We start from the raw sequence: 13,956 nt of genomic DNA on the forward strand, positions 1-13,956 counted from the left end.
ATGGAAAAAGGATACTTACTTCTAGAAACTGGGGAGATTTTTCCGGGTACATTGATCGGCAGTCAAGAGGAGTCTATCGGAGAAGTCGTCTTTAACACCAGCATGACAGGATATCAGGAAATCATGTCCGATCCTTCCTATGCAGGACAGATAATCGTATTTTGCTATCCCCTTATCGGCAACTATGGAGTGAACGCCAATGATTTTGAAGCGGAAACACTATATGCAAAAGGGATTATTACAGGAGAGCTTTGTACTGCCCCCAATCATTATTCATCGGAGAGAACAGCCGACATTCTGCTGAAAGGAAGCAAAATAAGCGGTTTGACAGGGGTGGATACCCGGGAGCTGGTGAAAACCATCCGCAAGCGCGGTACTGTAAAAGGCTTGATAACAAATGAAATCAAGCAATTCCCAACAACAACCTCCACCAATTTTTTGGTGAAAGAAGTATCCACTATACAACCAAAGGTTTTCGAGAATCCTGGCGCACATATCGTCTTAATCGATTATGGCCACAAAAAATCCATTCTACACGCATTACTGAAAGAAGGCTGCAAGGTTACCCTGCTTCCTTACCATGCAACCTTTGAACAGGTAAAGGCACTCTCACCTGATGGAGTCGTATTCAGCAATGGGCCAGGGAATCCGGAAGAACTGAAGAATCAGTTAGCGGATATTAAAATGATAAGCACGCATTTTCCATCATTAGGAATCTGTTTGGGACATCAGCTGATTGCCTTGGCATTCGGGGCAAAAACGCAGAAATTGCGATTTGGACATCGGGGAGGAAATCATCCTGTTAAGGAAATTTCCACAGGAAAGGTTTTTATCACTTCACAGAACCACAGCTATGTGGTGAAGGAAGAGAGCCTGGATTTGTCAGAATTTGAAGTGCTATTCAAAAACATCAATGATGGGACAGTGGAAGGGATTCGTCATAGAAATCTGCCATTATTGGCCGTGCAATTTCATCCTGAAGCGAATCCAGGACCACATGACACCACGTACTTATTTTCATCATTCCTGAAAAGCATCTATGAAAGAACTGAGGTAAAGTCATATGCCATTAAATAATGAAATAAAAAAAGTGTTAGTGATTGGATCCGGTCCAATTGTCATTGGGCAGGCAGCGGAATTTGATTATGCCGGTACCCAGGCCTGCCTTGCTTTGAAGGAAGAGGGTATTCAAGTTATCCTGCTTAATAATAATCCTGCCACCATCATGACCGATTCTCATATTGCGGATATCGTTTACATGGAGCCGCTGACTTCTGAAACGGTCGAGGAAATAATAAGAAAAGAAAGACCCGACGGAGTGATCGGGACACTTGGAGGTCAGACAGCACTTAATCTTGTTGTCCAGCTTCATGATGTAGGTGTTTTCGAAAAATACGGAGTGAAGATTCTCGGAACCTCCGTTCATTCGATCAAACAAGGGGAAGATCGGGAGAAGTTTCGCAAGTTGATGCTGGAACTGACAGAACCTATACCGGAATCAAGCATCGTTCATACCTTCGAGGAAGGGGTGGATTTTGTCGCGTCTGCGGGTTACCCGATCATTGTGCGTCCCGCCTATACCCTTGGTGGAGAAGGGGGAGGTTTTGCCAATAATCTCGAAGAATTGCAATCTATCCTTAAGAATGCGTTGATGCTGAGTCCAATCCATCAGGTGCTGATTGAAAAGAGTATCAAGGGATGGAAAGAAGTGGAGTATGAGGTGATGCGTGATGTGAACGACACCTGCATCATTGTCTGCAATATGGAAAACTTCGATCCGGTCGGAGTCCACACCGGGGATTCCATTGTAGTAGCGCCGTCTCAGACCTTGACGGATACACAATATCAGATACTTCGAAATGCTTCCCTGAAAATCATCCGGAAGCTGAAGATTGTGGGTGGGTGCAATATTCAGTTTGCGATGGACCCGAATTCCGATGACTATTACATTATTGAAGTCAACCCGCGTGTCAGCCGTTCTTCTGCCTTAGCATCAAAAGCAACCGGCTATCCAATTGCAAGAATTGCAGCAAAATGTGCGGTAGGGTACCACTTGGACGAAATCGTCAACCCGATTACAAATAATACATTCGCATCCTTTGAACCGGCACTTGATTATATTGTGGTCAAACTTCCAAGGTTCCCATTTGATAAATTTACCGAAGCTGATCACACACTTAGTACACAAATGAAAGCAACTGGAGAGGTATTAGCGATAGATCGAACGTTTGAAGGGGCGTTAAATAAAGGGATTCGATCTCTGGAGATAAAAGTCAAAGGCATTACGCACCCCGGTCTTTCCGCGAGTAGTGTTGATGAACTGATGGAGCTGCTTACAGTTCCCACCCATATGCGTTTGTTTGCCATTGTGGAGGCGCTGCATAAAGGGTTGAGCATTGGGGAGATCCATCAGCTGACCTCCATTGATAAATGGTTCCTCACCAAGCTTGCAGCTATGGCTGAAGTGGAAAGCCAACTGTCTGTGCACACTATTGAGTCAATACCCTCTGAAACTTTGATGTTAGCTAAATATCAGAATATCAGTAATGCGACCATATGCTCCCTCCTCGGCTGCAAGGAGTATGAGTGGAAAAAGTATTGCGAAAATAAGGGGCTTTTCCCATCCTATAAATTGGTGGATACATGTGCTGGGGAATTTGAAGCAGTCACCCCTTATTATTACTCCACTTATTGCGGGACTGATGAAGTTGAGGTCAGTCAAAAGAAGAAAGCCCTTGTCATTGGGTCTGGCCCCATCAGGATCGGGCAGGGAATCGAGTTTGATTACGCATCTGTCCACGCCATCATGGCACTGAAGAAGCTGGGATATGAGACGGTTGTTGTTAATAATAACCCTGAAACAGTGAGTACCGATTTTTCAATTGCCGATAAGCTGTACTTTGAACCGATTACTGCCGAAGACATTATTCCCATCATTAAAAAAGAACAGATAGATATTACATTTATTCAATTCGGTGGCCAGACTGCCATCAATATTGCTGAGGAGCTTGAAAAAGAAGGAGTAAACATTGGAGGAAGTTCCGTTCTGACCATAGATCAGTTGGAGGACCGGGACCTCTTTTATCAGCTACTTGAACAATCAGATATTCCACATTTAAAAGGAATGATTGTTCATAATACGAAAGAATTAATGGAGGCTGCCTCTTCCTTAGGATACCCTGTACTTGTCCGACCTTCCTATGTGATAGGTGGACAATCGATGTTTACCCTATACAGTGAAGAAGAAATGCATGAATATTTACAGCTCGATAATATGGGAGATGGTAGAAGCTGGCCATTGCTCGTGGATGAATTTGTACCAGGGATGGAATGTGAGCTTGATGTAGTGTCCGATGGTACGGACATATACGTTCCTGCAATATTTGAGCATATTGAAAAAGCTGGTGTGCATTCCGGCGACAGCGTAGCGGTATTTCCTCCCATTACACTTTCAGATACTATAAAAGCAACATTGCTGGAATACACAGAAAAGATTTGTAGAAGTGCAAGGATTATAGGAATAGCCAATATCCAATTTGTGATACAGGAAAACAATGTCTACGTTTTGGAAGTAAATCCGCGCGCTTCTCGTACCGTACCGATCGTAAGTAAAGTGACAGCGGTGCCGATGATTGAGCTGGCGGTAAACGCCATGCTTGGCCAGAAGCTTATAGATAAAGGATTAAAAAAGGAACCGGATTTCTTCACGGTCAAGGCACCTGTTTTTTCCGTGACAAAATTAAAGGGCGTAGATCATGTACTGGGACCCGAAATGAAATCGACAGGAGAGGTAATCGGCCTGGGATCAACTGTCGAAGAAGCACTCTCCAAGGCGTTCTTCCAAGGAAAGAACAATCCATTCGTACCGAACCAGAAGGCAAACAAGATTTTCTGTTCCTTTTCAGATCGGGAAAAACAAGCTGCCCTTCCACTTATCAGGAAATTAGTGGAAATGAAATTTAAAATAGCCGCCACCCAAGGAACCTATCAATATCTGAAATCAGAAGGAATAGTCGAAGTAGTGGAAATCACAAATGATAGCATAGCAGAATTCATCCAATCCGGGACGTGTGCTGCAGGAATTATCATTCCAACAAAAGGAAGGGACAAAAACCGAAACGGGTTGCATTATCGGGCCTTATTCACGAGATATGGCATCTCGATCTTCACCAGTCTGGATACAGTAAATATGGCTGCTGCGTTAAGTGGAACAGTTAAGCCCAATTATGCCCACATGGAAAATTATTTAAGTAAGAATAATAAGGTGGTTGAATATTTATGCAAAGTGTACTAAAATGGGATTCGAAACAAAAAGCTGAAAAATTATCAAAAAAAGACTTTTTAACACTGGGATCATTTTCATCCGATGAAATAATGATCATGTTGGAAGAAGCCATCGAAATTAAAAGTATGCAAAAATCGGGTGTTGCTCACCCTTACTTGCAAGGCAAGGTATTAGGGATGATTTTTGATAAATCCTCCACAAGAACCCGTGTATCCTTTGAGGTTGGAATGCTTCAGCTTGGAGGCAATGCGATATTCCTAAGCTCAAAAGACATCCAGATAGGTCGTGGGGAAACCATCCATGATACGGCCAAAGTGCTTTCCCGCTATGTTGACGGACTTATGATACGAACCTTTGAGCATGAATCGATTGTGGAATTTGCAGCGCATTCTACTGTTCCAGTCATCAATGGCTTGACAGATACCCATCATCCTGCACAGGTAATGGCAGATCTATTGACCATTCTTGAGCATAAAGGCAAATTAAAAGGGCTGAAGATGTGTTATTTAGGTGATGGAAACAACAATATGTGCCATTCCCTATTGGAAGGCGCCATTAAAGTGGGAATGGATATTTCCATTGCATGTCCTACAGGTTACGAACCGAATGATGCCATCCTGGAATCTGTGAAGGAAGAGGCAAAATTGACCGGTTCTAAGGTAGAATGCAGTACAGATCCAAAAACCATGATACAAGGAGCAGATGTGGTGGTAACTGATGTCTGGACCAGCATGGGGCAGGAAAATGAAACAGCGGATCGCTTGGAAGCATTCTCCCCCTATCAGGTAAATGAAGATCTTTGCAAACTTGCGGACAAAGATTATATTTTCCTTCATTGCTTGCCTGCACATAGAGGAGAAGAAGTGACAGCGTCCATTATTGATGGTCCGCATTCCGTCGTATTTGATGAAGCAGAAAACCGCCTGCATGCACAAAAGGCGATTCTGAAACTATTACTGGAAAGATGATTTTTTTTACGATATAATGTATAAAAATACAACGAGATAGATTTTTATTCTAGGGAGGACGAATGATTTGGCTAAAGAAAAAGTGGTATTAGCATATTCCGGAGGTCTTGATACCTCCGTTTCCGTTAAATGGCTGCAAGAGAAGTATGGTTACGATGTTATTGCACTCGGACTGGATGTCGGAGAAGGGAAAAATCTCGCTTCCATTCAACAAAAGGCACTGGATGTAGGAGCTATCAAAGCAATCATGGTAGATGCAAAAGAACTGCTTGCGAAGGAATATATCGTTCCGGCCCTTAAAGCGAATGCCATGTATGAAGGGAAGTACCCACTATCCTCCGCACTCTCACGCCCCTTGATCTCCAAGCTGTTGGTGGAAGTGGCTGAACAGGAGGGAGCTATAGCCGTTGCACATGGTTGTACCGGGAAAGGGAATGATCAGGTCCGCTTTGAGGTAAGCATTCAGGCGCTTAACCCTAACTTGAAAGTAATTGCCCCGGTACGTGAATGGGGTATGACACGTGATGAGGAAATCGAATATGCAATGAAGCATGATATTCCGATTCCGGTAGATTTGGATAATCCATTTTCCATTGATGCGAACATTTGGGGCAGAGCTTGTGAAGCAGGTGTGTTGGAAAATCCATGGAATGAAGCACCGGAAGCGGCATTTGCATGGACCAATCCGATTGAATTGACTCCAGATCAGCCGGAATACCTTGAAATAACCTTTGAAAATGGTGTTCCTGTAGCACTTAATGATAAGAGTATGGATCTTGTACCATTGATTGAAGAACTGAATGAAATAGGAGGAAAGCATGGAGTGGGCCGTATCGACCACATTGAAAATCGTCTTGTTGGAATCAAATCCCGTGAGGTCTACGAGAATCCCGCTGCGCTTATTCTGATTCAGGCACATAAGGAATTGGAATTTTTGACATTGCCTAGAGAAGTGACCCAATTCAAAACCTCCATTGATCAACAAATGGCAAAAGTGATTTACGAAGGATTATGGTATTCCCCGTTAGTGGGTGCGCTACAAGCTTTCGTTGAGGAAACCCAGAAGCATGTAAGCGGAAAAATCCGCGTAAAGCTCCAAAAAGGAAACCATACAGTAGTCGGGCGTCAATCCGAAAACAGCTTATACAATGAGGAACTGGCCACCTATTCCAAAGGGGACATGTTCGACCATAACGCTGCAGTCGGCTTTATCAAGCTCTGGGGTCTGCCGACAAAGGTGTATGTGGAAATTCATAAAAAAGAAAAAGTAGCAAGCTATTAAACTTATTTTTTGAAATGGAGGCTATCATCCTATGTCTAAACTATGGGGCGGAAGATTCACCAAGGAAACCGACAAGCTTGTAGAAGCGTTCACTGCCTCTATTACTTTCGATAAAGAGTTGGCTAGTGAAGACATCGAAGGCAGTATCGCACATGTGCAGATGCTCGGGGACTGCGGAATCATCGCCATTGAGGATGCAAATACAATCAAAGAGGGATTATTGAAGATACAGCAAAAAATCAACAATGGAGATGTAGAGTTTCTTGTGGAGCATGAGGATATTCACATGAACATTGAAAAGCTGCTAATAGATGAAATAGGACCTGTTGGAGGAAAGCTTCACACAGGACGAAGCCGTAATGATCAAGTCGCGACAGATATGCATCTGTATCTTCGCAAGCAGACGAAATCGATCATTGGACTTTTGAATGACGTGCAAAAAGCGATAATGGATCAGGCAAAGAATAATATTGACACCATTCTGCCAGGCTACACCCATCTTCAGCGAGCACAGCCTGTTTCCTTTGCTCACCATCTTCTTGCATATTTTTGGATGCTTGAACGTGACAAAGAAAGATTGCAGGACAGCTTGAAACGTATAAACTGGTCACCACTTGGTGCCGGCGCACTTGCTGGAACAACCTTCCCGATCGACAGACAGCAGACGGCAGAATTATTAGGGTTTGATATGGTATACCCGAACAGCATGGATGCAGTCAGCGACAGGGATTTTATCGTTGAGTTCCTGTCACACGCATCGCTAATCATGACACATATTTCACGTTTATCCGAGGAGCTGGTCATCTGGTCGAGTCAGGAGTTTCAATTCATTGAACTAGACGATGCCTTTTGCACGGGATCTAGTATTATGCCTCAAAAGAAGAATCCGGATGTCCCAGAGCTTCTCCGTGCCAAAACCGGAAGAGTATATGGCAACCTCGTAGGTCTGCTGACTGTTTTGAAGGGGCTACCGCTTGCCTACAACAAAGATATGCAGGAAGACAAAGAAGGGATGTTCGATACAGTAGCAACACTCGACGGTTCAATGCGCCTTCTTGCTCCGATGATCCGTACCATGACTGTCAACAAAGATAAGATGCACCAAGCTGTATCACAGGATTTCTCCAATGCAACAGATATTGCAGATTACCTTGTAACAAAGGGACTGCCATTCAGACAGGCACATGAAATAATCGGAAAAATCGTCCTGTATGCCATAAATAACCAAAAGTTCCTATTAGGTTTGACCATAGAAGAATACCAGCAGTTTTCACCATTATTCAAAGAAGACATCTATAAAATCCTACAACCCAAAAATGTAGTAGGAGCAAGAAACAGCCAAGGAGGCACAGGATTCCAACAAGTAAAAAACCAACTAGCCTTCGCCGAGCAATTTGTCGACTAATTGGAGTTTTTTAGTGCAGAGGAAAACTTCAACAATATTAATTAACTTTCTACTTTTTTTACGAAGGCCCTGTTAATTTCTAGTGTAGGTTTTAAGAATCTAGCTATTGATTGGAGCAATAGGCGAAGACTCCTGCGGGAGATAGCGGTAGACTGGGGACCCCACAGGCGAAGCCGAGGAGGCTCCGACACCGCCCCTTGGGTCGCTGCGCCTAGTGCGGAAATCAACAGCGTGTTCAAAGGTGACAATCTATTTACAAGATTAGGAGTAGTAAAAACGCTTACATTTTATTATTTCAAAAAACTTATTGACAGAAGCTTTTCAGCAACATATACTTACTTTAATCTTTTAATAATTCAATAGTTTCAAAAATTACAACTCTTATCAAGAGTGGCAGAGGGACTGGCCCCATGACGCCCGGCAACCTTTCTAGATCGATAGAAAAGGTGCTAATTCCAGCAGAACAACGATGTTCTGGAAGATAAGAGAGGACGTTTTTTTGTATTCTCATCCTCTCTTGTTTTCAAGGGAGGATTTTTTGTTGCATTGGAACTTTGGAGGGAGGAATGAAATGATCAACGTACAGGGTGCACCAGCCATCTATCAATCGGAGGTGGGAGTGTTTAAAAAACTTCCTGAATTTTTAGAATCAAATGGGTTTAAAAGGGTCTTCATCGTACATGGAACAAAATCACTGCATGCCGTGAAATCGCATATTCCTGATTTCGGATTCCTACAGGTGCACTTTGAACACTACCGAGGTGAATGTTCGGATGAGGAAGTCAGGCGGATAAGGCATATTGCAGAATCATGGGACGCGGACATAATCATCGGGTTGGGCGGAGGTAAAGTGTTAGATCTCTCTAAAGCGTTGGGCTACGAAATGCGTGTGGATGTTGTCCTGGTTCCTACTGTCGCTTCCACATGTGCCGCTTGGACCCCACTTAGTGTTTTCTATTCGGAGAGTGGCCAGTTTAAACGGTATACCATTTTTCCGAAAAGTACGCTTTTGGTCTTGGTGGAACCTGAAATTTTGCTAAATGCACCCGTCCAGTTTTTCAAGGCTGGCATCGGCGATACACTTGCCAAATGGTATGAGGCGGAGAGCCTTATTTACGATCTCGAAACAGTTCCGGTACCTGTCCAAATAGGGCTGCAATCAGCCGATCTTTGTAAAAACATTATATTGGAAGAGGGAATTCAAGCCCTCGCTGATATAGAAGGGGGAACGCTCAAATCCAGTTTCCGAGCTGTCACCGACGCCATCATTATGCTTGGTGGAATGGTGGGTGGCTATGCAGATCACTATGGAAGGATAGCAGCCGCACATTCTGTACATAATGCATTGACGAAAATTCCTTCCACCCATCATCTTCTTCATGGAGAGAAAGTAGCATATGGAATACTCGTCCAATTGGCATTGGAAGGAAAAATAGAGGAGATCAGCAATCTGGCTTTATTTTTTGAAAAAACAGGTCTTCCAATGAGCCTCCATGATCTTGGCATTTCCATCAATGATAGAAAGACGCTAGAAAAAATCGCCGATAATACCCTGCTTCCTTCAGAGTCGATCCACTTTATGAAAAGGAAATTTGAAGCATCAGATATTTTGGAAGCATTTGAAGTAATCGAAAAAATAAATGAAAAAGGGAGAGAGTAGGATGAAGAAAATATTAGGATTTTTGCTGACAGCACTATTATTATCGGTTATTACTGCATGTGGGAGCAGTGAATCAGGGGGGAGTGAGGCCCTGAGTGAAGATAAGCTGATTGTCGGAGTTACAGCGGGACCTCATGAGCAGATATTGGAAAAAGTGAAGGAAGTCGCGGCAAAGGATGGATTGGATATAGAAATCGAGGTTTTCACTGAATATGTAATGCCGAATGTCGCGTTGGACGAGGGTGACCTGGATGTAAACAGCTTCCAGCATAAGCCTTATCTGGAGCAGTTCAAAAAGGACCGCGGATTGGACTTAACAGATGTAGCGACAACAGTTAACTTCCCGATGGGCATATATTCTGCTAGCATCAAAGATATTAAAGATCTGAAAGATGGCGATAAGGTCGGTTTGCCAAATGACCCAACTAATGGGGCTCGTTCCTTGCAGCTATTTGAATTGGCAGGTTTGATCAAATTAAAAGAAGGCGCTGGTGCAAATGCAACCTTAAAGGATATAGAGGAAAATGAAAAAAACCTGGAATTCATTGAATTGGAGGCTTCCCAGATCCCACGTCAACTCGAAGAACTGGCAGCTGCTGCTATCAACACAAACTTCGCGGTGGAATTTGGATTTGTTCCAACCAAAGATTCCATTTTCATTGAACCAGGAGACTCTCCTTGGGTAAATACATTGGTCGTCCGCACGGAGAACAAGGATGATCCAGTATTGAAAAAGCTGATTAAAGCTTATCATTCTGATGAAGTGAAACAGTTTATCGATGAAACGTTTGAAGGATCTGTTGTTCCATCATGGTAATAGCAAGACTTAGGAAAGCCGCCAATGGTGCGGCTTTCTACAATATTTACTCAGAAAATGGAGGGATACATAATGATTAGACTCGATAACATCTCCAAAAGCTTTGTCTCCAAGAAATCCAGCATCGAGGCATTGAAAAATGTTTCGTTGGAGGTGCAGAAAGGCGAGATTTTTGGTGTGATCGGCTACAGTGGAGCGGGAAAAAGCACCCTGATCCGCTGTGTCAATCTTCTGGAAAAACCAACAAAAGGCAAGGTTTTTGTTGACGGGCTTGAATTGACTTCTCTTACCTCCAAAAAGCTTTTAGCATCACGCCGAAAAATAGGAATGATCTTTCAGGGTTTCAACCTGTTAAAAACCGCTACAGTATATGAAAATATCGCCATACCTTTGCGGTTGACCGGTGTATCCAAAAAGGAGATAGCGAATAGAGTAGACAAATATCTGGGAATTGTCGGTCTATTGGACAAAAAAGAAGCTTATCCAAGCCAGCTTTCAGGAGGGCAAAAGCAACGGGTCGCCATCGCAAGGGCGCTTTCCAATGAACCGAGTGTTCTATTAAGCGATGAGGCAACAAGCGCATTGGACCCTGATACAACAGAGGCGATTCTGGATCTATTATTGAAGATAAATAAAGAACTGGGTATAACCATTCTCCTGATCACCCATGAAATGCATGTCATTCAAAAGGTCTGTGATCGGGTAGCTGTGATGGAAAATGGCGAAGTGGTCGAGCAGGGCCTCACCAAAGATGTATTCACATCGCCTGGACATCCTACAACGAAAAAGTTTGTTAATAGCATTTTCAATCACCAACTTACTCCTGAACTATTAGAGACTTTAGGGGAGAATGGGGAAATCGTTTCCTTGAAATTCCTGGGGCATTCCTCCAAAGATCCTGCTCTAGCTGTTGTGAGCAAAAAATTCGATGTGTATCCTAATATTTTGTCTGGAAACATTACACAGTTAAAGGAACATCCTTTTGGAAGTCTTCTCGTTCATATAAAGGGGGAAGAGTCAGAGGTTCAAAGGGCGATCCAATACTTAAAAGAGCAAAATATACAAGTGGAGGGAGCGGGCTATCATGTTAAACACAATAAGCGAATTTCATAGTGAGTGGGGAGATGCTGTCTGGCAAGCCGTTCTGGAAACCCTGCAGATGGTCGGGATCGCACTTTTCATTTCGGTACTCATCGGCCTTCCGCTTGGGATTCTACTTGTCTTGACAAGACCAGGAAAGACTTTGGAAAACAAGTATGTTTACGGTCTTTTAAATATTTTGATAAACGTAGTACGGTCCATCCCGTTCATCATCCTATTATTTTTTATTCTGCCTTTTACGAAACTTGTGGTAGGAACAACGATGGGTGTAGCAGGAGTTATGGTTCCTCTCGTCGTGTATACCGCTCCATATATTGCAAGACTGATGGAGAACTCCTTGCTCGAAGTGGATAGAGGGGTTTTGGAAGCATATGAAGCAATGGGAATTAAAAGTAAAGATATCATCTGGAATGTGATGATACGAGAAGCAAGTCCTTCCATTGTACTCGGGTTAACGATTGCAACAATCGGGTTGATTGGAGCTACAGCGATGGCAGGTCTTGTTGGGGCAGGAGGACTGGGTGATCTCGGTTATCGATATGGTCATCTGCGGTATGTAGAAGAAGTGATGTATGTAACCGTCTTTCTATTAATTATTTTGGTACAGGGCATTCAGACTCTCGGAAATGTTGTTGCAAGAACGCTTAAAAAGGATTAGGGGTGAGGAAGTGGCAGTTGACCTTTTGAAAAAACGGATAATTAAGTATGCAGAATGGGAACAGGAAGCTAAAAGACGAATGGAGCCTCACGCTTTTACTTATATTCAAAGTGGTGCAGGGCATGAGGAAACATTGCGTGCAAATGAAGAGGCTTTTCACAGATGGAAAATAAGGCCAAGGTTTTTGAAGGATGTCTCAGTAAGAGACCTGTCTATAGCCTTTTTCGGAAAGAAACACCCCACTCCCTTCTTCTTGGCTCCAATTGGGATGCAGGGGATCGCCCATCCGGAAGGAGAAAAAGCAACTGCGAGAGCAGCCAAACAGATGAACGTTCCATTTATTACAAGTTCCGTATCCACCTATTCTCTTGAGGAAATCGCACATGAATCAGGGGATAATACAAGGTGGTTTCAATTATATTGGAGCAGGGATTGGGAAATCACTGCAAGCTTCGTGAAACGGGCTGAACAGGCAGGATATGAGGCAATTGTCGTAACCTTGGACACGGCACTACTGGGATTCAGGAAAAGTGATTTGACTCATGGCTACTCACCATTGAAACTAGGGGAAGGGGCAGGGAACTATTTTTCCGATCCGGCTTTTCTATCACGATTACATGAAAGCTCTGAAGACAATTTGGAGGCGGCGTTAAAGGAACTTGTAAATGTCGTTTACGAACCAACTCTCTCCTGGGAGGACTTGAGTTTCCTGAGAAAACAAACGAATCTACCCATTATTTTAAAGGGTATCCTACATCCTGAAGATGCCAGACTTGCCCTTGAATATGGGATGGACGGTGTTATCGTTTCCAATCATGGGGGGCGACAATTGGATGGATGCATTGCGGCCTTGGATGCTTTGGAGGAAGTCGCAAATGCAATAAGGGGTAAAATCCCCGTCCTTTTCGACAGTGGAATCCGCAGAGGTCCTGATGTGATAAAGGCAATTGCGCTTGGAGCAGACGCAGTCCTGGTAGGCCGTCCATATATTTATGGATTGGCAGCTGACGGGCAAAATGGTGTGGAACAGGCGCTTCAGAACCTACAGACAGATACGGATGCAACCCTGGCCCTCAGTGGCTTGTCCTCCATTAATGACATAAAACATGATATTTTAGTGAAAAATGGCTGAGTAATATTTGCAAAACTCAATTTACTCCTTCACAATGACAGTAGGCCAATATAAAAGGAGGCGTTTCCCATCAAACTACATAACAAAAAAATCATTCAACTCGTCAGTGACGATTTTGAAGATCTTGAACTTTGGTATCCTGTTCTGCGTCTGAGGGAAGAAGGAGCGTCTGTCGTCATTGCGGGAGAAAAATCCAATGTAACATATATTGGGAAATATGGTGTTCCGATTGAATCGGATGTGTCATTCCATGACCTGGACCCGAACGATTATGATGCAATCTTAGTTCCAGGCGGTTGGTCGCCGGATAAACTGAGAAGGTATGATGATATTTTATCGCTTATAAGAGTGATGAATGACCAGCAAAAACCGATCGGACAAATTTGTCATGCAGGCTGGGTCCTGATCTCAGCGAAGATTCTCCAAGGTAAAAAAGTGACAAGTACACCAGGGATAAAAGATGACATGATCAATGCAGGGGCAACCTGGGTGAATGAACCGGTTGTAGTGGATGGCAACCTTATTTCCAGTCGTCGTCCGCCAGATCTGCCTGATTATATGCGCGAGTTCATCAAGGTTTTAAGCTAGGTAGTTTTCCGTTATGACGGGAGACTATCTTTTCTTCGTTTTTTCAAGTATAAGGGGGAA

Annotated in this window: 11 protein-coding genes and 1 riboswitch; all 11 genes read left to right on the forward strand. The window is 43.4% G+C overall.

The window, feature by feature from the left end:
- The 11 genes from ABN702_RS08545 to ABN702_RS08595 all read left to right on the forward strand — a co-directional run bounded on the left by ABN702_RS08545 (window position 1) and on the right by ABN702_RS08595 (window position 13,896).
- Window positions 1-1,077: a carbamoyl phosphate synthase small subunit gene (locus ABN702_RS08545; RefSeq protein ID WP_417900863.1), complete on the forward strand. Its 1,077-nt coding sequence runs from the start codon at window positions 1-3 to the stop codon at window positions 1,075-1,077.
- On the forward strand, window positions 1,064-4,294 hold the full coding sequence (gene carB / locus ABN702_RS08550; RefSeq protein ID WP_417900278.1) for a carbamoyl-phosphate synthase (glutamine-hydrolyzing) large subunit: 3,231 nt from the start codon (window positions 1,064-1,066) through the stop codon (window positions 4,292-4,294). The genes ABN702_RS08545 and carB overlap by 14 nt, the downstream gene beginning before the upstream one ends.
- Window positions 4,279-5,253: an ornithine carbamoyltransferase gene (gene argF, locus ABN702_RS08555; RefSeq protein ID WP_417900279.1), complete on the forward strand. Its 975-nt coding sequence runs from the start codon at window positions 4,279-4,281 to the stop codon at window positions 5,251-5,253. Before carB ends, argF begins: the two co-directional genes overlap by 16 nt.
- 67 nt (window positions 5,254-5,320) lie before the next feature.
- Window positions 5,321-6,535 (forward strand): argininosuccinate synthase, encoded by a 1,215-nt coding sequence (locus ABN702_RS08560; RefSeq protein ID WP_417900280.1) that lies wholly within the window; start codon window positions 5,321-5,323, stop codon window positions 6,533-6,535.
- Between the two features lie 31 nt (window positions 6,536-6,566).
- Complete coding sequence (argH, locus tag ABN702_RS08565; protein ID WP_417900281.1) at window positions 6,567-7,940, forward strand: argininosuccinate lyase; 1,374 nt, start codon at window positions 6,567-6,569, stop codon at window positions 7,938-7,940.
- 378 nt (window positions 7,941-8,318) lie between these two features.
- Window positions 8,319-8,428, forward strand: a riboswitch (SAM riboswitch).
- Between the two features lie 83 nt (window positions 8,429-8,511).
- Entirely contained in the window at window positions 8,512-9,600 is a 1,089-nt protein-coding gene (locus ABN702_RS08570; protein ID WP_417900282.1) for an iron-containing alcohol dehydrogenase family protein, read from the forward strand.
- A 1-nt stretch (window position 9,601) separates the two neighbouring features.
- Window positions 9,602-10,417 carry a MetQ/NlpA family ABC transporter substrate-binding protein gene (locus ABN702_RS08575; protein WP_417900283.1) on the forward strand — a complete coding sequence of 272 codons (816 nt, stop codon included), beginning with the start codon at window positions 9,602-9,604 and terminating at the stop codon, window positions 10,415-10,417.
- Window positions 10,418-10,489: 72 nt separating this feature from the next.
- Window positions 10,490-11,530 carry a methionine ABC transporter ATP-binding protein gene (locus tag ABN702_RS08580; protein WP_417900284.1) on the forward strand — a complete coding sequence of 347 codons (1,041 nt, stop codon included), beginning with the start codon at window positions 10,490-10,492 and terminating at the stop codon, window positions 11,528-11,530.
- Window positions 11,502-12,176 (forward strand): methionine ABC transporter permease, encoded by a 675-nt coding sequence (locus ABN702_RS08585; RefSeq protein ID WP_417900285.1) that lies wholly within the window; start codon window positions 11,502-11,504, stop codon window positions 12,174-12,176. Before ABN702_RS08580 ends, ABN702_RS08585 begins: the two co-directional genes overlap by 29 nt.
- A gap of 10 nt (window positions 12,177-12,186) precedes the next feature.
- Window positions 12,187-13,308, forward strand: coding sequence for an alpha-hydroxy-acid oxidizing protein (locus tag ABN702_RS08590; protein ID WP_417900286.1), 1,122 nt, complete (start codon window positions 12,187-12,189; stop codon window positions 13,306-13,308).
- A gap of 69 nt (window positions 13,309-13,377) precedes the next feature.
- Window positions 13,378-13,896, forward strand: a complete 519-nt coding sequence (locus ABN702_RS08595) for a type 1 glutamine amidotransferase domain-containing protein (RefSeq protein WP_417900864.1) — start codon at window positions 13,378-13,380, stop codon at window positions 13,894-13,896.
- Window positions 13,897-13,956 lie beyond the last annotated feature (60 nt).

It is taken from the genome of Bacillus haimaensis (assembly GCF_048270625.1).
GTDB lineage: Bacteria > Bacillota > Bacilli > Bacillales > Bacillaceae_I > Sutcliffiella_A > Sutcliffiella_A haimaensis.